Source organism: Pelagimonas sp. (assembly GCF_050633425.1).
Taxonomy (GTDB): Bacteria; Pseudomonadota; Alphaproteobacteria; order Rhodobacterales; family Rhodobacteraceae; genus Pelagimonas.
Genome location: NZ_JBOEGM010000016.1, coordinates 201,114 through 227,341, shown reverse-complemented (window position 1 = coordinate 227,341; position 26,228 = coordinate 201,114). Strand labels below are relative to the sequence as shown.

The following is a 26,228-nucleotide window of genomic DNA, read 5'->3' as shown; positions in this document are numbered from 1 at the left end:
TATGCCCTCCGAACAGACCCGAAACGTATCAAGACGCCCAACCCCAGCCGAGTTGCGCAGCATGCTTGGTGCTAACTTGCGTCAACTGTCCAACCAGGCCGCTTCTATCTCTGCCCTGTGCCGGGATTTGGGGATCAACCGAACACAATATAACCGCTATCTGGCGGGCGAGAGTTTTCCGAGACCTGATGTGTTGCATCGGATTTGTTCCTACTTTCAGGTCGATGCCCGGATCTTGCTTGAGCCGGTTGAAAAAATCGAAAACTCGTCTTCAGGGTTGCTCACCGATCCCGCGATCGCGCAGTTCGTCAGTGGCGCTTCGCGCAAACTCGAAGAAGATGTCTTTCCAAGTGGGTTTTACCGGTTTTCACGCCGGAGCTTTTTGGAAGATCAGATGTATGTCCAAGGGTTGATCTACGTCTTTCGCAACGGCAACAACACCTTTCTCAAAGGCTTCGAAGCCAAAGATGCGATGAGCCAACAAGGCCTGCCAACGAACCCGGCAACCCGAGAATTTCGCGGAGCGATTCTCCCTCAGGAAGACGGGGTCGCTGCGCTGGTCAGCCGCAAAGGCTCTGCCACAACTTCATTCAATTACCTCGCACGCATTCCGTCGTTCGAGAATAACTTTTGGGTCGGATATGTGACCCGCACCGTACGCGAAAACGTGGCAGGCCGCCGCGTTGAACGTCTGGTCTATGAACATTTGGGCACAAATACCGCCAAAGTATTAGCTGCGGCGCGTATGTCTGGGTTCTGCGACCAAGAGGGCCTTATGCCCTATCACAAGAACCTGCTGAAAGTGGGCGAAGGATTTTCCTAACTCCGCAAATTGCAGGTCACACTCGCACGGGAAAAGGGTTGGTTTTTGCCAACCCTTTTTCTTTGCGCCGCACCCGTATCAGCCGGCACTGCCCTGATCTGACATGGTGTCATAAGCCAACATATCATAGAGATGCCATGTCGCATGCCCAAGCAGCGGCAAAGACAAAAACAACCCGACAAACCCCGGCAACATCGAAATGAATGTAAAGATGGCGATGAACCCCGCCCAGGCAAACATCTGAATGGGATGGGCCTGAACATATTGAAACGAGGTGATCATCGCAGTGACGAAATCCACCTCCCGATCCAACAGCAAAGGCAGGGAAAGCACCGTAATCATGTATAACACCGAAGCAAACGCCGCGCCAACCAAGGTGCCAACCGTGAGCATCGTGATGCCATCAGCCGACAAATAGACATCAAAGGATGTGGAGACATTGGTCATCGTCGCAAGCCCCATGAACAGGGCAAAAATCATGTGGGCCACAAAGAACCAGAACAAAAACATAAAGATAATGATGGCGCAGATCGACGGTAACTGCCGCTTGGATTGCCGCAAAATCACAGAGAGGATTTCCGGCCAATCCAAAGGACGCCCCTGCTCTATCCGGCGGCTCACATCATAAAGGCCGACGGCAAAAAACGGCGCGATGAGAGGAAAGCCAATGGCCGCGAAGACCAGCCAGTAACTTTGGCCCGTCTGCAAGGTGATCCAAGTCATGATCCAACCGCACAAGACATAGGTTCCTGCAAAAACCAAGGCAAACATCGGAGCCTTGGTCACATCGGACCAGCCGCGCTTTAACGCAGTTTTCAAATGTTCGAATGTCACATCCGCCAACGCGGGAACGCCGGGTTTTGGTGTATCGGGCATGTCCCCTCCTCCCTGAGACAAGTCCTATTTCCATTCACTAAAGCGGATATGTGTTTGGCAAGCAAGAATAACACGGCCACCAACAGCGCCATGCGACAATAGATACCCATCCCTCAAATCTTGGCGCATCAATTCCGGGCTAGGAATCTGCAAAACGCGTCGAGGCGTTTTAGGTGCTCCAATGCCTGCTATTCGATCGGATCAATCGTCAGATTGTGCGTCAGCCCGGCTTTTGCCCGCCACCTGAAGCGCCAGCGTCGCCGCCATCAGCCCATCAAGATCGCCATCAAGAACACCCTTGGTATCCGAAGTCTCGTAGCTTGTGCGCAGGTCTTTAACCATCTGATAGGGCTGCAACACATAGGATCGGATCTGGTTGCCCCAGCCCGCGTCCCCGGCGTTTTCATGCACTTCGTTCACAAGCGCCGAGCGTTTGTCCAATTCCATCTGATACAGGCGCGACTTAAGCGCTTTCATCGCGATGTCGCGGTTCTGGTGTTGGGATTTCTCGGACGAGGTCACAACGATCCCTGTGGGATGGTGGGTGATACGCACCGCGGAATCGGTGGTGTTCACGTGCTGACCACCCGCACCGGATGACCGATAGGTATCAATGCGAATATCGGCCGGGTTCACTTCGATTTCGATGTTGTCATCCACCACCGGATACACTTTGACCGAGGTAAAAGACGTGTGCCGTTTTGCGGCGCTGTCAAAGGGCGAAATCCGCACCAACCGGTGTACGCCGCTTTCGGATTTGAGCCACCCATAGGCGTTATGCCCTGAAATTTTGTAGGCCGCCGATTTGATGCCGGCCTCTTCGCCCGCACTTTCTGATTGAAGTTCAACATCATAGCCATGCGCTTCGGCCCAGCGGACATACATCCGCGCCAGCATACTGGCCCAGTCGCAGCTTTCTGTGCCGCCTGCCCCGGAATTGATCTCCAGGAACGTGTCGTTGGAATCGGCCTCACCGTCCAACAAGGCTTCAAGCTCTTTCTTGGCGGCCTTATCAGTCAGAACTGACAGCGCCTCTTCGGCATCAGCGATGACTTCGTCATCTTCTTCCATCTCGCCAAGCTCGATCATCTCGACATTGTCGGTCATCTCTTGCTTGATCGAGCTATAGGTCTCCATCGCATCGACCAACATCTGGCGTTCACGCATCAGCTTTTGAGCCGCCTCAGGATCATCCCACAGGTTAGGGTCCTCAACGCGGGCATTGAATTCCTCAAGCCGATGCGGAGCCGTATCCCAATCCAACCGCTGGCGCAGCAATTCGAGCGATTTCTCGATCTTATCGACATTGTTCTGTGCTTCTGCGCGCATGGGTCTGATCCAGTTTCACTTATTCAGGTGATGCGTGATAGCAAGGGGCGCGAAGGTCGGCAAGGCTCGGCAAGACAAGGGACGCGTACAAATGGATTTGCTAAGCGCTCTTCGCGAATTTCACCTGAAAGATCCGCGTCCTTTGACCAAAACCGGCATTGCTGAGCTGTGGCGCGTTCGAAGTGCCGAGGGGCACGAGCAAGTGCTCAAACTGTATCATGGCAGCGATATGGGCAACGAGACCGCCGGAGTTGGGCTGATGCAGGCATGGGCCCAAGCCAGCGATCGCCATGTGCCGCGCATCTATCATGTACGCCAAAACGCCTTGGTGATTGAATTTCTGGCGGGCAAGACTTTGGGTCAGGCCCTGCGCGAGGGACAGTGGGATCAAAACACCAATCTGGCTGTTTTTGGCCGAGACTTGTACAGATTGCCCCTGCCCCCAATGCCCCATCTTCCGACGTTGGATGCCTGGTTTCAACACCTCTTTGACCTCAAATTTCACGCCGATTGTCCGCAAGGAATTGTTCAGGATTTCCGCAAAGCCACGGGTCTTGCCCGGCATCTCCTGGCAACTCAAACTGACATCCGCCCGCTGCATGGCGATTTGCATCATGACAATGTGTTTTATTCGGACCGTGGGTTGATCGCCATTGATGCCAAGGGCGTGCTCGGGGAACCGGCCTATGAGATGGCCAACGCCATGCGCAACCCCAAAGGCTGTGATCCATTATTACGCGACCGGGCTTTGCAGCGTCAGAGGTTGGAATGGTTTGCGCAGGGATTAGAGGTTGATCAAAAACGTCTGGCGCAATGGGCTGCGGCCAAATGCGCCTGGTCAATCGGACTGCGAGCCAAAGGAACGTTAAAGGCCGGCCCTGGAATCAATCAAGAGGCCGACCTTTTGTCATTGTTGCTCCAGCTCGCTGATGAGGTTTAGAACAACCCACCCGACGACAATGTCCCAAAGCCCGCCTTGGGCCCGACAACGGCTTTCTTACCGGTCGACGTGGTGACTTCGCGCGCCTTACCGGCCGCTTCATTGGGGCGGATCAGGTCAAAGCTGCCAGACACTGCAAAGCTGCCTGTCAGACCCTGACCGCCAAAGACGATTGTGGAAAACCCATCGTCGCGGAAGCATTCGGACACCACATTTGGACCGCTGGCATCAGAGCCAACACGGGCGCCGGAGAAGCGGTCAATCTTGATGAAGGTACAATCTTCTGGTGCGCGGAATTTGCCGCCACCGTATTTTGCCGTCGCTTTGCGCATAAACCGGGTAAAGACCGGGCCGCACATACCGCCGCCCGAAGCCCCGCGTCCCATCGACCGAGGCGTGTCATAGCCGATGTAGCACCCGGCAACGATATTGGACGTAAAGCCAACAAACCAAACGTCTTTTGCATCGTTTGTCGTCCCGGTTTTACCCGCCGTTGGCACGCTTAGTTTGACGGTCTTGCGGGCTGTCCCGCGTTCAACCACCCCCTGCATCATCGAGGTCAGCTGATAGGCGGTGACCGGATCCATGACGCGCTCGCGGTCATTTTCAATGCGCGGGCTGCGGCCTTCGCGCAGGTTTGGATCATCACAATTGACGCACACCCGTTTGTTGCCAGGCGCGGCATCATGCGAAAAGATCGTTGTGCCATAGCGATCCTGGACACGGTCAATCAGGGTTGGCTGTACACGCTCCCCCCCGTTGGCAAACATCGCATAGGCCGCAACCACCTGATACAGCGTGGTTTCATCGGCCCCAAGGGCGTTGGCCAACACACGGCCCATGCTCTCATACATGCCAAATTTTTCGGCATAAGAGGCCACAACATCCATCCCGACCTCTTGGGCCAACCGGATCGTCATCAGGTTCCGCGATTGTTCAATCCCGGTGCGAAGAGGCGTCGGGCCATAGAACTTGTGGCTGGCGTTTTGGGGCCGCCACACACCATAAGGCGTGTCGATCTCAATCGGGGCGTCGACCACGATGGTCGCCGGGGTATAGCCGCTGTCCAACGCCGCCGCGTAGACAAAGGGTTTGAAGCTTGAGCCGGGCTGACGCTGGGCCTGGGTGGCGCGGTTAAAGACCGAGTTCTGATAGCTAAACCCACCCTGCATCGCGATAACACGGCCGGTATTGACGTCCATCGCCATAAACCCGCCCTGCACTTTGGGCACTTGGCGCAGGGTCCAGCGAATGAAATTGCCGTTGTCATCATCGCGCATCTCACGCAGGTGGATCACGTCGCCACGCTCAAAATTGTCAAACAGGTTACCTTTGAACCAGCTGGTATCCTTGCGCGGAACGATGTTGCCACGCGGATCGTTCTGGTCAATGCCTTCGATCCCGACCTGCAATTCGTTTTCGCGCACATCCAGAACAACCGCCGGATACCATTTGGACACCAGATCAACATCGCGGGTCACCCGTGTATTGCTCAGCGCCTCACGCCAGGCTTCTTCACTGGTGAGCTTATCCGCGGCGATCGTTTTGCCGGTGCCATTCCAACGGCCAAGGCCACGGTCATATTGCTCAAGCGCGCGTTGCAAAGAATGCGCCGCTTCAACCTGCATTTCGGGATCAAGTGTCGCGCGGACCGAATAGCCACCGGAAAAGAACTGATCTTCACCGAAGTTGCGGCTCAGCTGGCGACGGATTTCGTCGGTGAAATAATCACGCGGCGGCAGCGACCGGCCATAGGGGGTGTAATCGCCGTTTTGCACCGACAACAGCGGCAAGAGCCGTTCCGATTGATAGGTCTCATAGGTGATGTAGCCGTTTTCATACATCTCCTTGAGCACAAAATTTCGGCGGTTTGTCACCCGTTCTTTGCGGCGCACCGGGTGAAAATCCGAAGGCGCTTTGGGCAAAGAGGCCAAGAAAGCCGCCTCATGCGGCACCAATTCGCTTAGGGTTTTGTTAAAATACACCTGCGCGGCGGCGGTGACACCATAGGCGTTTTGGCCCAGGAAAATTTCGTTCAGGTAAAGTTCAAGGATCTTTTCCTTGCTCAGCGCCTCTTCGACGCGGGTCGCAAGGATGATCTCTTTGATTTTGCGCTCCATTTTGCGGTCACCCGACAAAAGGAAGTTCTTCATCACCTGCTGTGTGATGGTCGAGGCACCGCGCACACTTCCACCGCGCGATCGGATGGCTTCGACCCCGGCAGAGGCGATACCGCGCAGGTCATACCCCTGATGGGAATAGAAGTTTTTATCTTCGGCCGAGACAAAGGCATGTTTGATCAGCTCAGGAATTTCTTCGGCCGGGGTGAACAGGCGGCGTTCTTGGGCAAATTCATCAATCACCTGACCCTGGGTCGAATAGATTCGGCTGATGGTCGGCGGTGTATATTGTGCCAGATGTTCATGGCTTGGTAAGTCCCTGCCATACATCCAAAAAATCGCACCAATTGTCAGAGCGACCATCATGGTGCCCATTGTCACAATAGAAAAGATCGCCCCAAAGAACGAAAAGATGAACCTGGTCACGTCTGACCCCCAAATCTGCTCTTGGTTTCATTATACGGCATGTTGGCCGTGGTCAAAACACATCCGCGCGGGGAATTGCCGACGCGGCGTTTCAAAATTGGCCCAGTCATTGTCGGCTCATTGTCGGCGCAACCGCGACAAGGCCTCGTCTTCCAGCGACCACGCGTTGATCCCGTCGCGGATGCCTGCGGCCATACCGGCGCGCCATGCTGGGTCTTGTAGGTTTTCAAGGTCGCGCTGTGTCGAAAGAAACCCAAGTTCAATCAAAACCGATGGGATATCTGCTGACTTGAGGACCGAAAAGCTGGCTTCGCGTTGCGGGCGTTTATGAACCTGCCCCAATGCGCTGCGAATGCCAGAGACCAAATGGCGGGCCAAAGCACCGGAACGTGGGGTGTTATCGAGCCGGGACAGATCCAACAAAACGCGGGCAACCCGATCGTCGGTGCCCGAGAGATCAATCCCAGAGAGCAAATCATCCCGATCATGGCGTTCTGCCAAGGCCGCCGAGGCCGCGTCAGAGGCCTCAGCCGCCAGAGTATAGACCGACGCCCCATGCGCCACCCCCTGCGCCAAGGCATCCGCATGCAATGAAATAAACAGGTCCGCGCCGACATCATGGGCGATGGCCACGCGCCCCTCCAGCGACACAAAGGTATCGGATTGCCGGGTCAGAACAACTTCGTAGTCCCCGGTACGCAGCAACACGTCGCGCAGCTCTTGGGCAAACAAAAGCATCAGACCCGCTTCGTTTTTGCCCCCCCGTTCGGCACCGGGATCAATCCCTCCATGGCCGGGATCAAGCACAATGGTAAGCGGCGCGTCGGCATCCGCCGGTTTGGCGCGGCGGATCACTGTTTGCGGCACGTCCCAAACCTGATCAAAGGGCATGCCGGACAGGTCTTGAAACGTGGCGGCGTCGACGTCTTCCAGCGTCAGATTTAGCGCGGCGCGGCCGCTGTCTTGATCAACCGCAAGCGCTGCCGCCTTGATCTTCATCGGTTGCGCCAGCTCGGCCACAAGCCGCGACCAACCGGGGCGAAACGCCCCCATGCGCACCGATGTGATTTTCTCACTCTGATCGACAGTGGCTGCATTTGCGTCAGACCAATCAACTTCGCGGAAGTCCAAAATCAAACGGGCAGGATCGCTTAGGGTAAAGACCCGCCACGGCACGCCCTGGCTGAGCTGCAGTTCAAGCTCGGTACTGCCCCCCCAATAGGGATCGCTAAAACCACCACTTTCATATCGGGCAAGGCCGCTGCTGTCTTGGGCAGCCGCAAAACTCCCCGCGCCCATCAGCGCCGCTGCTATTATCCATTTCAGCATACTGCTTACCCGGCCTCACACCCTATGTTTGCTCAACGGCCCGTTTGCCGGGCGCTCTTGGCGATATCTTAACAGCCTCAGATCGGTTCAGACCAGAGCCGAGAACCGATCAAGCCGAAACATGCCCATGGCGGACCATAAAACGGCGCAACCGCTCCAAGCCTTCGGTGATATCTGCGGTGGCACGGGCATAGGAAAAGCGCAAAGTCCCTGCCCCGCGCTGTTGGTCAAAATCCATCCCCGGCGTTACCGCAACCCCAACCTCATCCAGAATCGCACGGGCAAAGGCGCGGCTGTCCTCAGTGATGTGACTGATGTCGGCATAGACGTAAAACGCGCCATCGGGCGGCGCGATGCGATCAAACCCGGCCGCAGGCAACCCGCTTAGCATCAGGGCGCGATTGGTGCGGTACACATCCATATTCGCCTCAAGTTCGTCCTTGGCATCCAAGGCACCAAGCGCGGCAACCTGGGCCGCATGGGGCGCACATATGAACATGTTTTGCGCCAAGCGTTCGACCTGTCTCACCTGTGGTTCCGGCAAAACCAACCACCCAAGGCGCCAGCCGGTCATTGAGAAGTATTTCGAGAAGGAGTTGATCACACACACATCATCTGAAATCTCAAGCGCACTGACCGCTTTCTTTTCATATTCAATGCCATGATAGATTTCATCCGACAGGAAGGTCGCCCCGCGATCCTGCGCCGTCCCAATCAGCGCGGCCAGTTCAGATCGGCCAAGCATCGTGCCGCTGGGATTCGCTGGCGATGCGATCATGATGCCTTGGTAATCCACACCTTCCAGATCATCGGGCACCAGTTGCAAGCGGTTCTTTGCCGAGGTCTGAATTTCAACCGGGACCAAATCCTGAGCCTTGAGAATCTGACGATATGACGGATAGCCCGGCGCGCCCAAGGCCACCCGGTCACCGGCATCAAACAGCGCCGTAAAGGCCAGCACAAACCCACCGGATGACCCCGGAGTGACCACAACACGTTCTGGGTCAAGGTCGATATTATACCAATCATTATAGAGGCTTGCGATGCGTTGTCGAAGGGCCGGTATCCCCAGAGCAACGGTATACCCCAGCGCGTCCTCTTGCATGGCTCGGCTGAGCGCATCGCGCGCGGCGGCGGGGGCTGGGGTGCTGGGCTGGCCCACCTCCATGTGAATGATGTGGCGCCCGTCGGCTTCGGCTTGGCGAGCGGCTTCCATCACATCCATCACAATAAAAGGATCAACCAATCCGCGTCTTGAATTTTGCATGTCGCCCTCTCTACTGTGCCGTTCAATGAGGCTTATGAGTGGCAGAGGCAGAACGCAATGATCCTTCCTAGATTGATGAGCGTCCTTTTCGCGCTTTCCCTGATAATCGCCACCCCGCTACAGGCGCGCATTTCGTTGCTCAGAGATGCGGATATTGAATATTCGTTGAAAAAAATCGCCGCACCGATCCTGCAAGCCGCCGGTCTGAATGCGTCGCAAATTCAGATTTTGGTTGTGAATGACAGCGCGCTGAACGCGTTTGTTGCCGATACCCGGCACATTTTTATCAATTACGGTCTGATCATGAAATTGGACACCGCCCCTGCTTTGCAAGCTGTGATCGCCCATGAAGCCGCCCATATCGCCAACGGCCATATCACCCGGCGTTTGGGCAACGCCCAGATTGCGCGGACGGCTGCGGGTTTGGGCATGGCGCTCGCTGCGGCGGCGGGCGCGGCCACGGGGAACGGCAAAGCGGCGGCGGCCATTGCGCTTGGCACACAAGGATCGGCGCAACGGTTGCTTTTTGCCCATACCCGCGCCGAAGAATCCGCGGCAGATATTTCCTCGGTTCGCTATATGAAACGCGCCGGGATTGACCCAAGCGGTGCGGTTGAAGTGCAGGATTTGTTTCGTGGGCAGGAATCGCTCGCTCAATCGCGCCAAGACCCTTACATGCGCACGCATCCGCTCACCCGCGACCGTCTGAGAGCGCTTAAAGGCTTGGTTGCCGCAAATCCGGGCGGCAAACGCGACCCCAATGCGCAATATTGGTTTGAGCGTATGCGCGGTAAACTGACGGCCTTTAAACGTGCGCCAAGCTGGACCCTGCGCCGAGCAAAATCCAGCGCAAGCAAAGACATTGCACTGATGCGTCAAGCGGTGGCCCACCACCGCGATTCTAATCTCAAAAAGGCGATTGCTGCGATCGACGGGGCATTGGCCCTGCGCCCAACGGATCCGTATCTGATGGAGCTCAAGGGACAGATATTGCTGGAATCACGCAAATTTGATCAGGCGGTTGCTGTTTATCGCAAAGCCGCCAACCGCGCCCCGCGTGAGCCATTGATCTTGGGCGGGCTTGGGCGATCATTGTTGGCGGCAGGACATCCAAAAGACGCGTTAAAAGCGTTGGAAGCAGCGCGGGGGCGTGATTTTTCTGACGCGCGCATCCTGCGTGACCTCAGCGTCGCCTATGCGAAAACCAACCAACCGGCGATGGCCTCTTTGGCGACGGCAGAGCGCTATGCGCTTCAAGGTCGGTTCAAAGATGCCGAATTACATGCAAAACGCGCCGTAGATCGCCTTCCGCGTGGGTCAAGCCCGTGGCAGCGTGCCCAAGATGTGCTACATGCATCAAAACAGGCCAAGCGTCGGCGTTAAGATCAAGATTGGAGTGACCATGTTCAAATCCCGCCCCCTATCATCGGTGTTGCTAAGCAGTGCTGCCGCGTTGATGCTGACAATCGGAGGCTCCGCTCAGGCCGAGGGGTTCGATCTAAAAAACATGTCAGAGGCTGAGCGCGCCGCCTTTGGTGATGCTGTGCGCGGCTATTTGCTTGAAAACCCGGGTGTCATTTTTGAGGCCGCGGCGTTGTATGAAGAACAGCAGGCTGCCCAACAGGAACGCGCCGACGAAACGCTTGTCGCGGATAATGCTGAGGCCCTGTATAATGACGGCTATAGCTTTGTTGACGGCAATCCAGATGGCGATGTGACCATTGTTGAGTTTTTGGATTACCGCTGTGGTTATTGCCGCAAAGCCCATCCGGAAGTAGCTGAATTGATTGAAAAAGACGGGAATATCCGTTTGATCGTCAAAGAGTTCCCGATCCTTGGTGAGGCCTCTATGATCTCAGCCCGTTTCGCAATCGCCACCCAAATTGTCGGCGGCGATGAAGCTTATAAAGCCGTCCACGAAGCGCTGATTGCGATGAAGGGCAACCCAGGCAAAAGCCCATTGGTGCGCTTGGCGGGAACCTTGGGTTTGGATGGCGATGCGATCTGGGCCGAAACCGAAAGCGAAGAAGTGACGCGTCGGATTGCTGAGACCCGTGCTTTGGGCCAAAAAATGGGCATTAACGGCACGCCAAGTTTTGCCTTTGGTGACCAAATGGTACGTGGTTACGCGCCGCTTCCTGCAATGAAAGAAATCGTGGCCGAGCTGCGTAAATAACGTTAACAACGCAAAAGGCGCTTGGAGATTTTTCCGAGCGCCTTTCGTAGATTACCGACTGTCTTTCGCGTTAAGCGCTAACTATTCAGCCGCATCAAGCTCCGCTTGGGCATCAATCTGTGCCGCACGTTTTTCTACTTCTTCGATGATATGCTCGACCATTTGGTCGTTGCTCATCTTGTGGCTGGCTTTGCCCGCAAGATAGACCATGCCGCTCCCGGCTCCGCCGCCGGTAAACCCGACATCTGTCATCAACGCTTCTCCCGGACCATTCACAACACAGCCAATGATGCTCAGACTCATCGGGGTTTTGATATGCTCTAGGCGTTTTTCTAACGTCTCGACGGTTTTGATCACATCGAACCCCTGCCGAGCGCAACTGGGACAAGAAATAATATTCACACCGCGATGGCGCAGCCCCAAGGATTTGAGGATTTCATAGCCGACTTTGACCTCTTCAACCGGATCCGCTGACAGGCTCACGCGGATCGTATCGCCGATCCCCATCCAAAGCAGATTGCCCATGCCAATCGCCGATTTGATCGTGCCCGAGGTCAGCCCCCCTGCCTCGGTGATACCGAGGTGGATCGGGGCGTCGGTTTGTTCGGCCAATTGCTGATAAGCCGCTGCCGCCATAAAGACATCAGAGGCTTTGACGCTGATCTTAAACTCATGGAAATCATGGTCTTGCAGGATCTTGATGTGATCCATCCCACTTTCGACCATCGCGTCCGGGCATGGCTCACCGTATTTTTCCAGCAGATGTTTTTCCAAGCTGCCTGCGTTCACGCCAATTCGGATCGAACAATTGTGATCCCGCGCCGCTTGGATCACTTCCTTGATTCTCGCTTCAGAGCCGATATTGCCCGGATTGATCCGTAAACAGGCGGCACCGGCTTCGGCCGCTTCGATACCACGGCGATAATGAAAATGGATATCGGCGACGATCGGTACCGGGCTTTCGCGCACAATCTCTTTGAGCGCCGTTGCACTGTCTTCATCGGGCACCGAGACGCGAACGATATCGGCCCCAGCATCGGCGGCGGCCTGAACTTGCGCAATTGTTCCTGCAATATCAGTGGTGACCGTGTTGGTCATGGTTTGCACAGAAATCGGTGCATCCCCCCCGACAGGCACATTGCCAACCATAATTTGGCGGGACGTGCGGCGGTAAATATTGCGCCACGGGCGGATGTGATTGAGGCTCATGAGTCCGGTCCTGTTTGGAACAAAGCATGTTGTAATAAACTACATAGAGCGCGCAACCGGCTGTTACCAGCGCTGCGTCTGCATCAATCGAGCTTTGGCGAAAATCAGTTTTGAGACAGGCTCAACTCAGCCACAACTTTGGCCAAAGTTGGGTTTTGCGTGAGGTCTGCAACCGCCATTTTGGAGGACACATTGCTGGCAGACAACGCAAGATTATCGGCAATCGCGCCATTGCCACCATATGGGCCAAACGTCTGACCATTCACAGCAAAATAGATCGCCCCGGCATCGCCAGTCCGAATTGTCGGCGGCTGTTCTGTCTGCGGAACACGGTACGATTGACCGGGTTTCAAAATCGTCTCATGGATGCGTGTGCCCGACGGTGATTTCACCAAAATCCACGCTTCACGCGTGGCAACAATGGTGATCCCAGGAAGCGGATCGGCGAGAACCTTGGGGATTGTCGGTGTCGCGGCAGCCGCAAAAACAGGAGCGGCAGAGCGCGATTTCACGTCCAGCTCAACCAAAACTGTTTCAAGATCGGCGTCTGCGCCAGCTTTGACAGGCGTGTAACGCGCCATCAAGTCCTGAGCTTGCAGCGATACGTTTTCGGTGACCGTGCCATTTGGGCCCGCGGGGCCGAAGCTGGTACCGTTGACTGCAAAATAGACCGCACCGGATTCGCCAATTTGCATACGCGGCGTCGCGGCGTCACGCGGCACAACATAGGTGTCACCGGCGTTTAGAATACCGGAATACAGCACCGCACCGGCCTCATCCTTGACCTGAACCCAAGCAGGACGCGCAGCAACAACCGTCACGCCTTGGCCAGAAACGGCCGGATTGTGCGCCGTGCCAACAGCGGTCTGCCCCGGATGCGCAGCCAAACCCTGGGCCAACGCGGCGGCGGCCAAGCTGCTGTCCTGAACCTGGGGCAGATCGGAGCGTGCCATTTCAGAAAACACACCGACAGTTTCAGGGTCGAGGGTCGAAATCGGGGCGTCGCGCGCAACAAGCACAGGAACATCAAGGGCTTGCGGACGATACAGGCGGTCAAATGCTTCTGAAGATGGCGGGGTGAACACCCCTGCACCATCCGGCGCAGCCGCAACAATCGTTGGCCCATCCGATGTTGGCGTAGGCACAGCACGCGCCGTGCCCGCCGCATCAATCGGATCAAGCTCGCTCAGGACCACCGGAGTTTGATCAACCGGCGTGACTTGAACGCGCTGCACCTCTTGCAACACAGTCCAGCCGCCATAACCAATGCCGGCAATCAGCGCGATCAGCACCAAGGACGACCCAATCGCCCCCGGTTCGATGCGTGACAAAACGGAATCGCCAACCGGCGCATAGGCCATGGTTGGTTCCGCGAGCGGATCGCGGGTGCGTGGACGCAAGGCGCTGTCTTCGGATTTTTTGACGACCGACGCTTTGTCAGACATGCCATGCGCAACGGAAAATCCGCTTTCTTGGCAGAAGGTGTCAAACGCTTCGTCGGGATCCATTCCAAGGTAGCGCGCGTAAGAGCGCACATACCCGGCAATAAAACCGGGCGTGTCAAAGGCTGTTGGATCACAATTTTCGATGGCGGCAATATAGCTGGCTTTGATGCGCAACTCACGTTGAACATCGAGCAAAGATTTGCCCAGAGTCGCCCGTTCGCCCCGCATGACATCGCCCAGTTGCAAGGCAAAATCATCAAAGCTCTGCGGAGCCTCTTCAGCCAACTCCGGCGTATCTTGGGATTTGCGCCCGATCATCCAGACTGCCCCATTACCCTAGTTCCGTTTCATGCCTGCCCGATGTGGGCAGCTCGATTCGAGTCGCCCACTTATTGCGATCACATTACCATATCGCAACTGTTATGACAGGATTTCCACAGGTTACCCGGCTAATTCGGCGCGATTCAGCGCACAATGGCTCCAAAGCTCGTCCATAGCGTGTACGAGTTTATCCATTTCATCGGGGCCATGCACCGGTGATGGGGTAAAGCGCAAACGTTCGGTACCGCGTGGAACAGTCGGGAAATTGATCGGCTGAACATAGATGCCGTATCCGTCCAAAAGCATGTCCGACAGCTTCTTGGTGTGGACCGGATTGCCAACAATCACAGGCACAATATGCGAGCCGTGATCAATGATCGGCATGCCCAGACCTTTGAGACGTGTCTTGAGAATCTTGGCTTGGGTCTGATGCTTTTCACGCAAAGCGCGGTCATGTTTGAGGTGGCGCACAGAGGCCGCCGCCCCAGCAGCAACCGCCGGTGGCATGGAGCTTGAGAAGATGAAGCCCGGCGCATAAGACCTTACGGCGTCACACAATTTTGCGCTTGCCGCGATGTATCCACCCACAACGCCATAGGCCTTGGCCAAGGTCGCGTTGATAATATCAAGACGGTGCATCAAGCGATCACGCTCGGCGACACCTGCCCCACGCGGACCATACATGCCAACAGCATGTACTTCGTCGATATAGGTCAGCGCGCCGAATTCGTCGGCCAAATCACACAGAGCTTCGATAGGACCAAAGTCACCATCCATTGAGTAAACCGATTCAAAGGCGATCAGTTTGGGAGCTTTGGGATCATCCGCCATCATCAGTTCACGCAGATGTTCAACATCATTGTGACGGAACACCCGTTTGGCCCCACCATTGCGGCGAATCCCCTCGATCATCGAGGCGTGGTTCAACTCATCCGAATAAATGATCAAACCGGGAAAGAGTTTCGGAAGCGTGGACAATGTCGCGTCATTGGCGACATAGGCGCTGTTGAATAACAAAGCCGCCTCTTTGCCGTGAAGATCGGCGACCTCTGCTTCGAGCGCTTTGTGATAAACTGTGGTGCCTGAAATGTTGCGTGTCCCACCCGAGCCTGCACCGGTGGCATCCAGAGCTTCGTGCATCGCATTCAGAACAACCGGATGTTGCCCCATGCCCAAATAGTCATTGCCACACCAAACAGTGATCGGTTGTTCGCTGCCATCTGGCTTGGTCCAGGTCGCGTGCGGAAAGTTGCCTTTCTTACGCTCAATATCAATGAAGGTACGGTACCGGCCTTCTTCGTGAAGACGGTTAAGGGCTTCGTCGAGTTTCGCGGTGTAGTTCACCGGTGACCTCCTTCTTGTCATGGGCCTTAGCACGGCAACGACCCGAAACAGCTTGGTTCAGCATTCAATTTCATGAATGAATATCGTCCGCGCATCTTTATGTCTATGGTCTACGCGGGGACCTGTGGTCGCATCCTTGATTTACGTCAAGCTTATCACAGACCCTAGTCCGGCATACCCCACCCTTTGTCTCCTATAGGAAACTTGACCGATGTCGGCGGCCCTTCTGCTGGACAGCATGCCGCCCTCTGATAGGGTCGCGTCAAACGTTTTCATAGGAGTAAACCGCCATGTCTCTCGACGCTGTTTTGGCGCGGATCGACGATGATCTGCCAAATGCAATCGACCGTCTGATGGAGCTGCTGCGTATTCAGTCGATTTCGACGGATCCGGCCTTCAAAGCCCAATGTAGCAAGGCTGCGGACTGGTTGGTGGCCGATCTGAAATCGCTGGGAGTTCAAGCCGAAACCCGTGAAACACCGGGTCATCCAATGGTTGTTGGCCATGTCGAAGGCCCCGAAGATGGCACGGGGCCACATGTGCTTTTCTATGGCCATTATGATGTCCAGCCGGTCGACCCGTTGGAGCTTTGGGACAACGATCCCTTTGATCCCCAAATCGAAGATACCGCCAAAGGAAAAGTCATTCGCGGGCGCGGTTCTTCCGACGACAAGGGCCAACTTATGACTTTCGTCGAAGCCTGTCGGGCTTGGAAAGCCGAATTTGGAAAGATGCCCTGTCGAATCACGTTTTTCTTTGAAGGTGAAGAAGAAAGCGGCTCGCCCTCACTTGTTCCATTTCTTGAGCAGAATAAAAACGATCTCAAAGCTGACCTGGCGTTTATTTGCGACACCGGCCTGTTTGAAAGTCGGGTTCCGGCGATCATCACCCAGTTGCGCGGGCTATTGGGCGAGGAAATGACCATAACGGCGGCGAACAAAGACCTGCATTCCGGGATGTTTGGTGGCTTGGCCATGAATCCGATTCGGGTGTTGTCGGGCGTCTTGGCCAACCTTCACGACGATCAGGGGCGGATTCAGGTGCCCAATTTCTATGACGGCGTGCCAGAGCTGTCGCCTGAGATTTCGGAACAATGGAAGGCGCTTGAGTTCAACCACTCTGAATTTCTCGGCGATGTTGGCCTGTCTGATCCCGCAGGGGAACAAGATCGCAGCCCGATCGAAATGATCTGGTCGCGCCCAACCGCTGATGTGAACGGCATTTGGGGCGGCTATACGGGCGATGGATTCAAAACCGTTTTGCCCGCCCAAGCCCATGCAAAAGTCAGTTTCCGCCTTGTCGGCACCCAAGACCCCCATGCAATCCGCAAAGAGTTTCGGGCCTGGGTCGAGGCGCAATTGCCGGATGATGTTTCGGTCACCTTCCATGGCCATGGCGCATCAGCCGCCGGACAAATGTCGACGGTACACCCCGCCTTTGAAGCGTCACGCGCGGCATTGGGCGCGGAATGGGGATTTGAGGCCGCGTTTGCTGGCTGTGGCGGGTCAATCCCTGTCGCCGGGTTCTTTGAAACCATTTTGGGGATGGATTCGATGCTGGTTGGCTGGGGCAAGGACGACGATCAGTTGCATTCGCCCAATGAAAAATATGATGTGGAGAGCTTTCACAAAGGAATCCGATCCTGGGCGCGGATATTAGACGCGATCACCTAAACCGAACGACCGATCCCCCGATTTACCCAAGCCTGTTCGATTCGCTCTGCGCTTGGTGCAAGAATGGCCTTGGTAAATCGGGGATTAAAATACTCTCCCATTGCGGACCCAAAGCAGTGGATGTTCCCGAAAAACGACAAGTTTTCCTGTGTCTTATCCAATTCAAAGTATTTCCTCGGCCAAATATGGCCCTTTCGCCGCAATCTTTCGCAGCTTTGCCCAATTTCTGAATTACAAAAAGAGCCATGTTACGCACAACCAGTAAACTCTCCCATCGGGATTTCCGCCAACGAATTCGCCGGGTGGATTCTCATTTTTACCGCACTGGGAATTGCGTCAATGTCGATGCGCGCAAATCGCGCCCTATCGGGGCAACGCTGCTTGGGTTTGGCTGGGCCTATCTCATCATTTCTTTGGCGACGAACCGTTCCGTTCTTGAGGCGTCTTTGAACAAAGGCGCGGTTGCATCCGATTACCACAGCTGGATCATGGGCGGGCTGACGATCTTTATCGCCTCGTCCTTCATCATGCTTGGGGCCCATCTTTTCCGCTTTTTGTTCCAAAGCGGATCACGGCGGCAAAATTCAGGCGGGCTATTGGCGGGAACATGCGCGGCCTTGCTCATGGTATATACCCCACCCGAGGTCTGGAAAGCAGGCTTGAAGATGCTCGACCAAAATTCGATCGCCTTTATCCAAAGCGCCAGCGCATCGATGGAAATCGACATGCCCGAGGTCGACCTATCTCAGATCACGCTTGTTTCTTCGCAAGGAAACTAACGGCAATTCAGTCGCTTAGATCACACCGATAAACCGCTCTGGCACGACAAACTGGGCGTCATAACTTGGGCGTTTAAACTGAAAAAATCCGGTCTCGCCCCGCGGGGCCCAACTGCGATGCATCCGCTTGCGTACCCAGCTGACATCAAAACGATCCTGAAGTTTCAGTTGAGCGAAACTGTCGAAAACAGCACGATCCTCCCCCCGAGCCTCTTCGAACCAATGGCCACCAATGGCCGCGTCCTTCACCCCGACGCCAACATCGCGGGTCACCTGATTTCGCGAATCCATCACGGAAACATATTCGGCAAAATCGCAAAATTTTAGGTGGAACACATAGAGATCGTCCGGGGTGATCAGGCGGTCATATTGGGCAAAATGACCGCCGCGTGACAGTTTGGACCCGCGACTGACAATGCAGGGTTTCGAGTAATGCGGAGCCAAACGAACATGACGACGTGGCCCCAAAATTGTGTCTGCAATCGGCTCGGGTTCGATATCAATCCGGTGAATAACCTCGAGCCCGAGCGGCGTTAGCACCTGTTGCTTTGGTTGATCTTTTAGGAATTCCAATAAGTTGCGACCATCTTGGGGATCAACGACCACCAATTCGTCGACATCGCCGACAACAACATGTGTGTAATAACTGCGCAGCCCCTGAACAAAATTGTTCAGCATCCGCCAGCGTTTCATATCAAAATTTGGGTGCGGATCGCCGGGGATTCCGATGATATTGCATCCCTCGGCAAGCTGGCGAACAGCATCGCCGCGTCCGTGATTGACGATGTAACAATTTTCGCGGCCCAACGTGTCTCCGTAATGGCGCAGCCAAGCTTTGAGGAAAAACGCGTCGTCGCGCACCATGGTCAAGGCTGCTGCCACTGATTGCATATGCTGGGTCTCTTTGTCTTTTGTTTTCACGCAACAATAGCCGAACTCCTGCACAGTGAGAATCGCAATTATCGCCAAGACCAACTAACGTGGCTCTCAAAACATCAATCGGGATCCACCCAATGATTTCTGAGCAGTTTCGAACAACCGGTTGGCAGATCAAAGCTGGATCACAAGTGCCGAGTAACATTCAGGTTTTTGGCGAAAGGTCGTCAGGAACTAATTTTGTGAAACGTTTGATTGGACGCAACTCCCACCTCAAACCAATCGAAGATTTGGGTTGGAAACATGGGTTTCCTCATATGACAGCGATCCCGGCCAATGTTGCGATTGTCTGTGTGGTTCGTGATGCCCGTGCCTGGGCTTTGTCAATGCATTCAAAGCCTTGGCATTGTCCGCCGCCGATGCAGGCCCTGCCTTTTTCACATTTTATTCGCTCAAAGTGGCACACCATTGCCGACCGCAAACGCTATTTCCCTCAGGTCAAAGAGCTGGGCGGCGAAGGCCAGCCGCTTCAGTTTGATCGCCATCCTTTGACCGGCCTGCCCTTTGAAAACCTATTTGCCCTTCGCCAAGCCAAGCTTCAGGGGCTGTTGTCGTTTTTTGAGCGCGGTTGCACTCTGGTGTTTTGCCGTCTCGAAGCAGTGCAGGCAGCCCCGGAAAACTTTGTTCTCGACCTGCAAACCCAGCTTGAAATACCGCAATGGGAGATGGAATATCGACCAGTTATCAAACGGTTAGGCTCCCGTTTTCTAGCCTCAATTGAGGCTAGACCGGAAACCCCCAAGGTTATGCCTGACCATGATCTGACCTTTTTGCGTAGCCAAATTGACCAAAAGCAAGAAGCCATTTTAGGCTTTGACTACAACTAGGCTCCCTGTTCTGAAACCGCGTGTTTTACGGCCAAAGCTTCCACGGCCTTCAAAACATCCGGCAAGGGCGGACAAGACCGACGCGTTTCCAACGAGACATGCAACAGAAACTGATCGCAAGTCGCCAAAAGCTCTCGATCTCGGGTGCGCTTCATTTCATGTAGCAGCCGAAGCTTTTTGCCTTCACCCTGGGCCACACGCGTTTCGACAAAAACATCTTCTGCGGCATGGGTTTCCATGATGTACTTAATGTTGGTTTCGGCAGTGAAATAGCTATTTCCAGCGGCGATATAATCGCGGTCAGCCCCCACATGACACATCAGCTCTTCGGAGGCATCACTGAAAATCTGCCCATACCGCCCCTCGTTCATGTGGCCATTCACATCGGTCCAATCGACAGGCACAAGGCGGCGAACCGTCACGAGGGGAACCTCCTCCCCCAAAGGCGCACGCAACGTGGCATCGTGATCCAAGATCAACTTACCAGCCGCCGCGTTCTGCCCCTTGAGTGCACGCATCATGGCGACAAGATTGTCATCACGCAGCCGCTCTAACTCTCGGATCGACATATGCCCCGATTGCGACTCCGATTGGCCTGCGATCAAATCAACCAGGTCGTCATTGAACTCAGGCACATCCATCAATTTGGTCCAAGGCCATTTCAAAGCAGGACCAAACTGGGCCATGAAATGTTTCATTCCCGCTTCTCCGCCCGCAACGCGGTAGGTTTCAAACAAACCCATTTGCGCCCAGCGAAGCCCAAAGCCGTACCGAATGGCATCGTCAATTTCTTCGGTCGTCGCGATGCCATCTTTGACCAGCCAAAGCGCCTCTCGCCATACCGCTTCAAGGAAACGATCCGCGATATGGGCGTCGATTTCGGCCCTGACATGCAAGGGAAACATCCCGATCTCTTTCAAGATTTTCGACGCTTTTTCAATAACCTGCGGTGATGTTTCCGCTCCGGGAACCAGCTCAGCCAACGGTAAAAGATAAACCGGGTTAAAGGGATGAGCGACAACGATTTGTTCAGGGCGCGCGGCCCCGTCCTGCAATTCCGACGGTTTGAACCCGCTCGTCGACGACGCCAAAACAGCATCATGGGCACAATGGTTTTGGAGGTCTGCATAGACCTTCTTTTTGAGGTCCAACCGTTCTGGAACACTTTCCTGAATATAGGACGCGCCGGACACCGCGGCTTGGATTGTGGTGCAAAACTGGATGTCACCGCGATTGGGTAAGGGGGCTTCGTAGAGCATCGGCAAGGCCCGTTCGGCGTTGGCCATGACTTCGCTCATTTTGCGTTCCGCCTCTGGATCAGGATCGAAGACTTGGACCTTCCACCCCATCAAGGCAAACCGCGCAGCCCAGCCACCGCCAATGACACCGCCGCCAATAATCGCTGCAACTTTCCCCATGTCGCCTCTCCCTGTAACTTGTTCGCTTGTTTATGGTTTTCCAGTCATCCGGCTAAGATCGTAGCCATACCAATCGAGGATTCTCCGAGCTGCATTCAGGCGTTCTCCTGGTGTCCCGCTCTTGTCCATGATCCAGACACGCTTGCCGCCGGGCTCACCCATCGCAGCGGTGCGGTTGTTTATGTCCAACCAGTGAACCCAAATTTCATCCCCACCCAGCAAGAAACGACCGGGGCCAATGGCGATGAATGGCAGAGTTTCGCCGCCGATTTCGGCCAGCTCAGGGCCAACGATCACTTGGCTGTGCGGTGCGATTCCAGCGCCTTGAACAATTTTCCAAGTCCCGACCAGTCGATCAATCGTGACATCGGCCTGAGACGCCACTTGAGCCGTTGGATTGCGGACCGGAATTTGAATTTCTGACAACGTGGTTACCGGAGTGCAAGCTATAGTCGCCAATACGGGCACCACAGCTAAGAACCTGATAACACGCGACAAACACAAGCCTTTCATCATATTCCCCTACGGTTTTGACAAGAGTATCTGTGAAAACATCCGCTGATCCATGCTCTACACGACTCCCGTCATGCGCAAGGCGTCCTCTTGTCCAAAACCTGCCTTATTTGGCCATCAAGGTGAAGCAAATCTGCTACATCACGCCCATCGGAGCCTCTGCCAATGCTTCACGATAAATCGCTGCTGTCGGCGTCAAAAACCGACAGCCGTTTCTCACGTCTGTTTGATCTGTTTGAACAAGGATTGCCGCAGGCCCCTGCGGCCGAACCGGAAGTGCTTTGTGCGCAAAAATCCAAGCATTTACTGGACCTTGCACGTCATTCTTTAGACAATCGACCGGCTGTTGGTCGGTCAGCCACGAAACCCTGTCGCGACGACGAATTTTTCCGACGAATCCGAGCGGCTGGCGGGGGGTTTGACATGGGCGACCTTGGTGAACCGTTGCTTTAAAACCTGCTGAAGAGATCCTTCGGCCCCACCTGCCAGAACTTTGGCCACAAAGGTTCCGCCTTCTTCAAGCACATCAAAGGCAAGGTAGGCCGCAGCTTCGCACAAGGCCATAATCCGCAAGTGATCGGTTTGTTTGTGGCCAGACGCCGAGGCCGCCATGTCAGACATGACGACATCGGCCTTGCCCCCGAGCCACCCTTTGACCTTTTCGTCAGCATCATCTTCCATAAAATCGAGCACATGGATTTCACATCCTGCGACCGGATCAACCTCTTGTAGGTCAATCCCCAGGATGCTGCCAACTGCCTTGCCTTGCTTCTCGCCCAGTGCATTCACGCGACGTGCTGCAACCTGACACCATCCACCTGGCGCACAGCCAAGGTCGACAACACGTGCGCCTGGAACCAAGAAACGGTATTTATCGTCTAGCTCCAATATCTTATAGGCCGCCCGCCCCCGGTATCCATCCGATTGAGCCCGTTTGACATAAGGATCATTCAACTGGCGTTGCAACCAAAGCGTCGAAGACAGCTTGCGCCCGCGGGCGGTCTTTACCTTGACCTTAAGGTCGCGCTGGCCGCGCCCGGATGCATTCTTAGGTGACTTGGCCATATTTTTTTGCCTCTTGCGGTCTTGCGCTGGTAGATTTTTCGCCGAAAAATCGCGTCTATCACAAAGGTCCGTCTTCCAAAACCCCATCTGCCGACATCTGCGCGTAAAGAAGCCCTTCGCGAAGACCACGATCCGCCACGCTAAGCCGATCCGTCGGCCAAACCCGCAAGAGCGCTTGCAAAATGGCGGACCCTGACATGATCAACGCCTGACGATCAGGCCCAATCCGTGGATCACGGCGCCGCCCCGTTGGACCAAGATCAAGGTAACGTCGGATCACGGCTTCGATTTGGTCCGAGCTCATCCGCAACCCATCAACCTTTGTGCGATCATAGCGCCGCAACCCCAGGTGCGACGCCGCAACAGTTGTTACGGTCCCTGAGGTGCCGACGATTTGAAAACCTTCGCGGGTTTGTTCATCCGCGTAAGGCGCAAAATCGGCCAGCTGTTCTTCGAAGAACCAGCTCATCAAGGCATAACGTGCCGCGTCGTCGGAGACGTCTGAAAACTGATCCCGCAAGGTGGCAACACCCAAGGGAACGCTGATCCAATCGACGACTTTCGCGGTCGGAAACGGGCTATCTGGCGGGTGGAAGCCAGCGTGCAGCCGCATAATCGCGCGCGGACGATCCCGCGCAGGCACTGAACTAAGGTCAATCCACACCAATTCCGTTGAACCGCCGCCGATATCAACCACCAGCAACTGTTCGGTCTTGGTCGACACCAAGGGCGCGCAAGAGATAACCGCCAAACGGGCTTCTTCTTCGGGTTCGATAATATCAAGCGGCAAACCGGTTTCACGGCGCACTTGATTCATGAACTCACTGCCATTGCCGGCACGTCGACAGGCTTCGGTCGCAACCAAACGCATACGGGTAACACCGTGTCGTTCAATCTTTTGACGACACACTTTTAGTGCTGACACCGTTCGCCCCATCGAGGCGCGGCTCAGCCGTCCATATTTTTCAAGCCCCTGCCCCAACTGGACAGACTTTGAAAAACTATCAATCACATGAAACTGGCTCCCCTTTGGTTGGGCAACCAACATGCGACAACTGTTCGTGCCCAGATCCAAGGCAGCATAAAGCGCATTGGGGTCTGGCCGTAATGGCGCGGTGCTCTCGACCGGTTTCGGGAAAGCGCCCGCAGCCTTGGGACGCTTGGGCGCCATCTTTGCGCCCTCCGATTTCAACTTGAGTTTACGATACGCGCCGGATCGGCATCGCGCAAGACGCATGACGGCGCGGACCCAAAGGATTTTTGTAGAACTCTGACAAGAACGCATATTCCCCGTCCAAAAACGGGCGAATGGCATCGATTGTCTTGTCTTGTAAATCCGCGATATCTAACGTCATTTCGGAATTATTGCGTCGCGGCATGTCGACAGGCTGGCGCGTAAGCAAGCTTAGATCATAGCCCAACTGGCCCAGATCCTCTGTTTTATAAACCTTATTATAAGCGCCAAGATCACGACCGACAAACAGCCAGGCTTCAATCGCATGATGCTTGATGCTTGAGGATGCCCGTTTATAGACGTCAAGGTTTTGAAAGAACTCATCCGGGCTTGGCTCACGCGACACATCCGAGAGCCAATCGCGCCCTTCTCGTAATTTGGTGCTGTTGCGCAGATCGCCAAACTGCACCACCCGATTGGTATAGACAGACAGCAACCTTTTTATTGGGTCACGGACCACGCAAAACCGCCAATAGTCGGCATAGTCTTGAAAACGGTGCGGTCGAAACCGCTTGGTCGGATAGACGTCGTGCCATGTATAGACGGTCACATCTTCTTTGCGCGGTTTTTCAACCGACGGGTCCAGATGCGCCAAGGCTTCCTTGACGGAGGAACACCCCGCCTTGGGCAAAGCCATATAGGCCAGTTTATGTGCCTCAACTGCAATGACCATTGGTCGCTGCCCCTCTTTCCCTGCGCCCCTCTCTATTTACTGCCATTTTGGGGCGAGAGTTTGGCGGCAAGGTTAATGTGCCTCATGTTTATAGTGAAAACTTAGACGATCAGGGCCGGTTTAACAATCATCACAGAGAGCATACCCTGTCGCGGATGGAATGGCACAAGTCGAAAACCGACGACGCGCCGTCCATTCCCACAGCTAGGGTTCAGTCAGGAACAAGAGGAATCACCACAATGCCAGATATCACGATCGTCTATTGGCGCGACATTCCCGCTCAGGTGATCGTTGGCAAAGGGCGCCGTGCCGCTAAGGTTCAGCTCCCTGAGCGCTTCGAACAGGCAATTGACCGGGCCGCCATGAAGGGTGGTCAGATCGATACCGACGCGTATCTGGCAGAATGGCGCAAAACGCCTTCTGGTTCTGTTGAGGGTGATCAAGCTGAATTGGCCGCGACAACGGCCACTCGCTTGGACACAGAATATGACCAAGAGCGTCTCAAAACGCTCATTGCAAATGATGGTTGGGCGTAAGGCCGACCATGAAGCTGAGGGAGGCCATCATGGCTCTGCTGAATTTCCGCAAGCGCGACGACAAACCTGTTGATGGCCCGCGCAACGAAAACCTTGAAGCCTTTTTGCAAGGCTATTCAATCGAGGTTATGCCGCGCACTGCCTCAAAGGTTGATGATTTTCGCGCCCTATTGCCCAAGGGCACGCGCGTTTACATCGCGCATATCGAAGGCACCCCAATCGAAGAAATGGTCGCCACTGCCAAGCGCATCGCCGATGAAGGCTTTGACGTGATGCCGCATTTCCCGTCGCGCATCATCAAAGACGCCGCCACGTTGGAAAATTGGATCGCCATGTATCAAGGTGAGGCCGGGGTTGAGCAAGCTTTGCTGTTGGCGGGTGGCGTTGCCCAGCCGCATGGAGAGTTTCACAGCTCTATGCAATTGATGGAAACAGGCCTGTTTGACAAGGCTGGTTTCAAACGCCTGCATGTTGCCGGTCACCCCGAAGGCAACAAGGATATTGATCCCAACGGCGGCGATGATCTGGTCATGGAGGCGTTGCGCTGGAAAACATCCTTTAATGAGCGCACGGATGCAGAGATGGCCTTGGCAACACAGTTTGCGTTTGACGCCGATCCCATCATCGCCTGGGCCGATCGTCTCGCCTCGGAAGGTATTGATATTCCGATCCATATTGGAATAGCGGGCCCTGCAAAATTACAAACTTTGATCAAGTTTGCCATCGCCTGTGGTGTTGGTCCTTCGCTCAAAGTTTTACAAAAGCGCGCGATGGATGTGTCCAAACTCCTGCTGCCTTATGAGCCGACCGAGGTGTTAACCAAACTGGCGGCGCACAAGGCTGCCAATCCCGATTTCAACATCGAACGCGTACACTTTTTTCCCCTTGGTGGCATCAAAACCAATGCCAACTGGGCCATCACAAACGGCGGCGATGCTGCCGCACCCGTCTCTGCGACATAGGATAAAG

The 26,228-nt window shown here is 55.1% G+C and carries 23 protein-coding genes; 9 read left to right on the top strand and 14 right to left on the bottom strand.

All coding sequences use genetic code 11. The annotated features are described in order from the left end of the window. Position 1 precedes the first annotated feature (1 nt). The gene (locus ACRBB0_RS14215) at positions 2-823 is read left to right on the top strand and encodes a helix-turn-helix domain-containing protein (RefSeq protein WP_431375100.1); all 822 of its coding nucleotides are present in this window, start codon (positions 2-4) and stop codon (positions 821-823) included. A 78-nt stretch (positions 824-901) separates the two neighbouring features. Here ACRBB0_RS14215 and ACRBB0_RS14210 read toward each other — a convergent pair whose 3' ends face one another. Beyond that, positions 902-1,699 (bottom strand): DUF2189 domain-containing protein, encoded by a 798-nt coding sequence (locus tag ACRBB0_RS14210; protein ID WP_431375099.1) that lies wholly within the window; start codon positions 1,697-1,699, stop codon positions 902-904. Positions 1,700-1,900: 201 nt separating this feature from the next. Then, the gene (gene prfB / locus ACRBB0_RS14205) at positions 1,901-3,028 is read right to left on the bottom strand and encodes a peptide chain release factor 2 (protein WP_431375098.1); all 1,128 of its coding nucleotides are present in this window, start codon (positions 3,026-3,028) and stop codon (positions 1,901-1,903) included. A gap of 91 nt (positions 3,029-3,119) precedes the next feature. On the opposite strand from prfB, the gene ACRBB0_RS14200 reads away from it, so the two are divergent. After that, entirely contained in the window at positions 3,120-3,968 is an 849-nt protein-coding gene (locus ACRBB0_RS14200; protein ID WP_431375097.1) for an aminoglycoside phosphotransferase family protein, read from the top strand. Here ACRBB0_RS14200 and ACRBB0_RS14195 read toward each other — a convergent pair. The 3 genes from ACRBB0_RS14195 to ACRBB0_RS14185 form a co-directional block, all read right to left on the bottom strand. Beyond that, positions 3,965-6,514, bottom strand: coding sequence for a penicillin-binding protein 1A (locus tag ACRBB0_RS14195; RefSeq protein WP_431375096.1), 2,550 nt, complete (start codon positions 6,512-6,514; stop codon positions 3,965-3,967). The genes ACRBB0_RS14200 and ACRBB0_RS14195 overlap by 4 nt on opposite strands. 117 nt (positions 6,515-6,631) lie before the next feature. Beyond that, a complete protein-coding gene (locus ACRBB0_RS14190; RefSeq protein ID WP_431375095.1) occupies positions 6,632-7,843 on the bottom strand; it encodes an N-acetylmuramoyl-L-alanine amidase in 1,212 nt (403 codons plus the stop codon). A 109-nt stretch (positions 7,844-7,952) separates the two neighbouring features. Further along, positions 7,953-9,110: a pyridoxal phosphate-dependent aminotransferase gene (locus ACRBB0_RS14185; RefSeq protein ID WP_431375094.1), complete on the bottom strand. Its 1,158-nt coding sequence runs from the start codon at positions 9,108-9,110 to the stop codon at positions 7,953-7,955. Between the two features lie 57 nt (positions 9,111-9,167). Between ACRBB0_RS14185 and ACRBB0_RS14180 the strand changes: the two genes are divergently transcribed. Both ACRBB0_RS14180 and ACRBB0_RS14175 read left to right on the top strand, forming a co-directional pair. Further along, on the top strand, positions 9,168-10,493 hold the full coding sequence (locus ACRBB0_RS14180; RefSeq protein ID WP_431375093.1) for a M48 family metalloprotease: 1,326 nt from the start codon (positions 9,168-9,170) through the stop codon (positions 10,491-10,493). Between the two features lie 19 nt (positions 10,494-10,512). Further along, positions 10,513-11,286 carry a DsbA family protein gene (locus ACRBB0_RS14175; protein ID WP_431375092.1) on the top strand — a complete coding sequence of 258 codons (774 nt, stop codon included), beginning with the start codon at positions 10,513-10,515 and terminating at the stop codon, positions 11,284-11,286. A gap of 81 nt (positions 11,287-11,367) precedes the next feature. On the opposite strand, the gene ispG is transcribed toward ACRBB0_RS14175, so the two are convergent. The 3 genes from ispG to hemA all read right to left on the bottom strand — a co-directional run bounded on the left by ispG (position 11,368) and on the right by hemA (position 15,605). Beyond that, positions 11,368-12,495, bottom strand: a complete 1,128-nt coding sequence (ispG, locus tag ACRBB0_RS14170) for a flavodoxin-dependent (E)-4-hydroxy-3-methylbut-2-enyl-diphosphate synthase (RefSeq protein WP_431375091.1) — start codon at positions 12,493-12,495, stop codon at positions 11,368-11,370. A 104-nt stretch (positions 12,496-12,599) separates the two neighbouring features. Next, positions 12,600-14,258 carry a helix-turn-helix domain-containing protein gene (locus ACRBB0_RS14165; protein ID WP_431375090.1) on the bottom strand — a complete coding sequence of 553 codons (1,659 nt, stop codon included), beginning with the start codon at positions 14,256-14,258 and terminating at the stop codon, positions 12,600-12,602. 123 nt (positions 14,259-14,381) lie between these two features. Then, on the bottom strand, positions 14,382-15,605 hold the full coding sequence (hemA, locus tag ACRBB0_RS14160; RefSeq protein ID WP_431375089.1) for a 5-aminolevulinate synthase: 1,224 nt from the start codon (positions 15,603-15,605) through the stop codon (positions 14,382-14,384). Between the two features lie 290 nt (positions 15,606-15,895). Here hemA and ACRBB0_RS14155 point away from each other — a divergent pair, with 290 nt between their 5' ends. Both ACRBB0_RS14155 and ACRBB0_RS14150 read left to right on the top strand, forming a co-directional pair. Next, entirely contained in the window at positions 15,896-17,278 is a 1,383-nt protein-coding gene (locus ACRBB0_RS14155) for a M20/M25/M40 family metallo-hydrolase (RefSeq protein WP_431375088.1), read from the top strand. 302 nt (positions 17,279-17,580) lie between these two features. Continuing rightward, positions 17,581-18,057 (top strand): hypothetical protein, encoded by a 477-nt coding sequence (locus tag ACRBB0_RS14150; RefSeq protein WP_431375087.1) that lies wholly within the window; start codon positions 17,581-17,583, stop codon positions 18,055-18,057. Positions 18,058-18,072: 15 nt separating this feature from the next. On the opposite strand, the gene ACRBB0_RS14145 is transcribed toward ACRBB0_RS14150, so the two are convergent. Then, positions 18,073-18,948, bottom strand: a complete 876-nt coding sequence (locus ACRBB0_RS14145) for a glycosyltransferase family 2 protein (protein WP_431375086.1) — start codon at positions 18,946-18,948, stop codon at positions 18,073-18,075. Positions 18,949-19,175: 227 nt separating this feature from the next. Between ACRBB0_RS14145 and ACRBB0_RS14140 the strand changes: the two genes are divergently transcribed. After that, positions 19,176-19,820 (top strand): hypothetical protein, encoded by a 645-nt coding sequence (locus tag ACRBB0_RS14140; RefSeq protein WP_431375085.1) that lies wholly within the window; start codon positions 19,176-19,178, stop codon positions 19,818-19,820. Here ACRBB0_RS14140 and ACRBB0_RS14135 read toward each other — a convergent pair. The 5 genes from ACRBB0_RS14135 to ACRBB0_RS14115 all read right to left on the bottom strand — a co-directional run bounded on the left by ACRBB0_RS14135 (position 19,817) and on the right by ACRBB0_RS14115 (position 24,723). Further along, on the bottom strand, positions 19,817-21,238 hold the full coding sequence (locus ACRBB0_RS14135) for a carnitine 3-dehydrogenase (RefSeq protein WP_431375084.1): 1,422 nt from the start codon (positions 21,236-21,238) through the stop codon (positions 19,817-19,819). The genes ACRBB0_RS14140 and ACRBB0_RS14135 overlap by 4 nt on opposite strands. Positions 21,239-21,268: 30 nt before the next feature. Then, complete coding sequence (locus ACRBB0_RS14130; RefSeq protein ID WP_431375083.1) at positions 21,269-21,664, bottom strand: lipocalin; 396 nt, start codon at positions 21,662-21,664, stop codon at positions 21,269-21,271. A 441-nt stretch (positions 21,665-22,105) separates the two neighbouring features. Next, positions 22,106-22,816, bottom strand: a complete 711-nt coding sequence (locus ACRBB0_RS14125) for an RlmE family RNA methyltransferase (protein WP_431375082.1) — start codon at positions 22,814-22,816, stop codon at positions 22,106-22,108. Positions 22,817-22,874: 58 nt separating this feature from the next. After that, positions 22,875-23,987: a Ppx/GppA phosphatase family protein gene (locus ACRBB0_RS14120; protein WP_431375081.1), complete on the bottom strand. Its 1,113-nt coding sequence runs from the start codon at positions 23,985-23,987 to the stop codon at positions 22,875-22,877. Positions 23,988-24,015: 28 nt separating this feature from the next. Continuing rightward, positions 24,016-24,723, bottom strand: coding sequence for a sulfotransferase family 2 domain-containing protein (locus ACRBB0_RS14115; protein ID WP_431375080.1), 708 nt, complete (start codon positions 24,721-24,723; stop codon positions 24,016-24,018). A 239-nt stretch (positions 24,724-24,962) separates the two neighbouring features. Between ACRBB0_RS14115 and ACRBB0_RS14110 the strand changes: the two genes are divergently transcribed. Together ACRBB0_RS14110 and ACRBB0_RS14105 are read left to right on the top strand one after the other, a co-directional pair. After that, entirely contained in the window at positions 24,963-25,259 is a 297-nt protein-coding gene (locus tag ACRBB0_RS14110; protein WP_431375079.1) for a virulence factor, read from the top strand. A 29-nt stretch (positions 25,260-25,288) separates the two neighbouring features. Continuing rightward, on the top strand, positions 25,289-26,221 hold the full coding sequence (locus ACRBB0_RS14105) for a methylenetetrahydrofolate reductase (protein ID WP_431375078.1): 933 nt from the start codon (positions 25,289-25,291) through the stop codon (positions 26,219-26,221). Positions 26,222-26,228: the final 7 nt, after the last annotated feature.

What these genes read in the sequence shown, in the direction of transcription:
- ACRBB0_RS14215 (WP_431375100.1), top strand. Translation starts at nt 2, where the DNA reads ATGCCCTCCGAACAGACCCGAAACGTATCAAGACGCCCAACCCCAGCC.
- ACRBB0_RS14210 (WP_431375099.1), bottom strand. Translation starts at nt 1,699, where the DNA reads ATGCCCGATACACCAAAACCCGGCGTTCCCGCGTTGGCGGATGTGACA.
- prfB (WP_431375098.1), bottom strand. Translation starts at nt 3,028, where the DNA reads ATGCGCGCAGAAGCACAGAACAATGTCGATAAGATCGAGAAATCGCTC.
- ACRBB0_RS14200 (WP_431375097.1), top strand. Translation starts at nt 3,120, where the DNA reads ATGGATTTGCTAAGCGCTCTTCGCGAATTTCACCTGAAAGATCCGCGT.
- ACRBB0_RS14190 (WP_431375095.1), bottom strand. Translation starts at nt 7,843, where the DNA reads ATGCTGAAATGGATAATAGCAGCGGCGCTGATGGGCGCGGGGAGTTTT.
- ACRBB0_RS14185 (WP_431375094.1), bottom strand. Translation starts at nt 9,110, where the DNA reads ATGCAAAATTCAAGACGCGGATTGGTTGATCCTTTTATTGTGATGGAT.
- ACRBB0_RS14180 (WP_431375093.1), top strand. Translation starts at nt 9,168, where the DNA reads ATGATCCTTCCTAGATTGATGAGCGTCCTTTTCGCGCTTTCCCTGATA.
- ACRBB0_RS14175 (WP_431375092.1), top strand. Translation starts at nt 10,513, where the DNA reads ATGTTCAAATCCCGCCCCCTATCATCGGTGTTGCTAAGCAGTGCTGCC.
- ispG (WP_431375091.1), bottom strand. Translation starts at nt 12,495, where the DNA reads ATGAGCCTCAATCACATCCGCCCGTGGCGCAATATTTACCGCCGCACG.
- ACRBB0_RS14165 (WP_431375090.1), bottom strand. Translation starts at nt 14,258, where the DNA reads ATGATCGGGCGCAAATCCCAAGATACGCCGGAGTTGGCTGAAGAGGCT.
- ACRBB0_RS14155 (WP_431375088.1), top strand. Translation starts at nt 15,896, where the DNA reads ATGTCTCTCGACGCTGTTTTGGCGCGGATCGACGATGATCTGCCAAAT.
- ACRBB0_RS14145 (WP_431375086.1), bottom strand. Translation starts at nt 18,948, where the DNA reads ATGCAATCAGTGGCAGCAGCCTTGACCATGGTGCGCGACGACGCGTTT.
- ACRBB0_RS14135 (WP_431375084.1), bottom strand. Translation starts at nt 21,238, where the DNA reads ATGGGGAAAGTTGCAGCGATTATTGGCGGCGGTGTCATTGGCGGTGGC.
- ACRBB0_RS14125 (WP_431375082.1), bottom strand. Translation starts at nt 22,816, where the DNA reads ATGGCCAAGTCACCTAAGAATGCATCCGGGCGCGGCCAGCGCGACCTT.
- ACRBB0_RS14120 (WP_431375081.1), bottom strand. Translation starts at nt 23,987, where the DNA reads ATGGCGCCCAAGCGTCCCAAGGCTGCGGGCGCTTTCCCGAAACCGGTC.
- ACRBB0_RS14115 (WP_431375080.1), bottom strand. Translation starts at nt 24,723, where the DNA reads ATGGTCATTGCAGTTGAGGCACATAAACTGGCCTATATGGCTTTGCCC.
- ACRBB0_RS14110 (WP_431375079.1), top strand. Translation starts at nt 24,963, where the DNA reads ATGCCAGATATCACGATCGTCTATTGGCGCGACATTCCCGCTCAGGTG.
- ACRBB0_RS14105 (WP_431375078.1), top strand. Translation starts at nt 25,289, where the DNA reads ATGGCTCTGCTGAATTTCCGCAAGCGCGACGACAAACCTGTTGATGGC.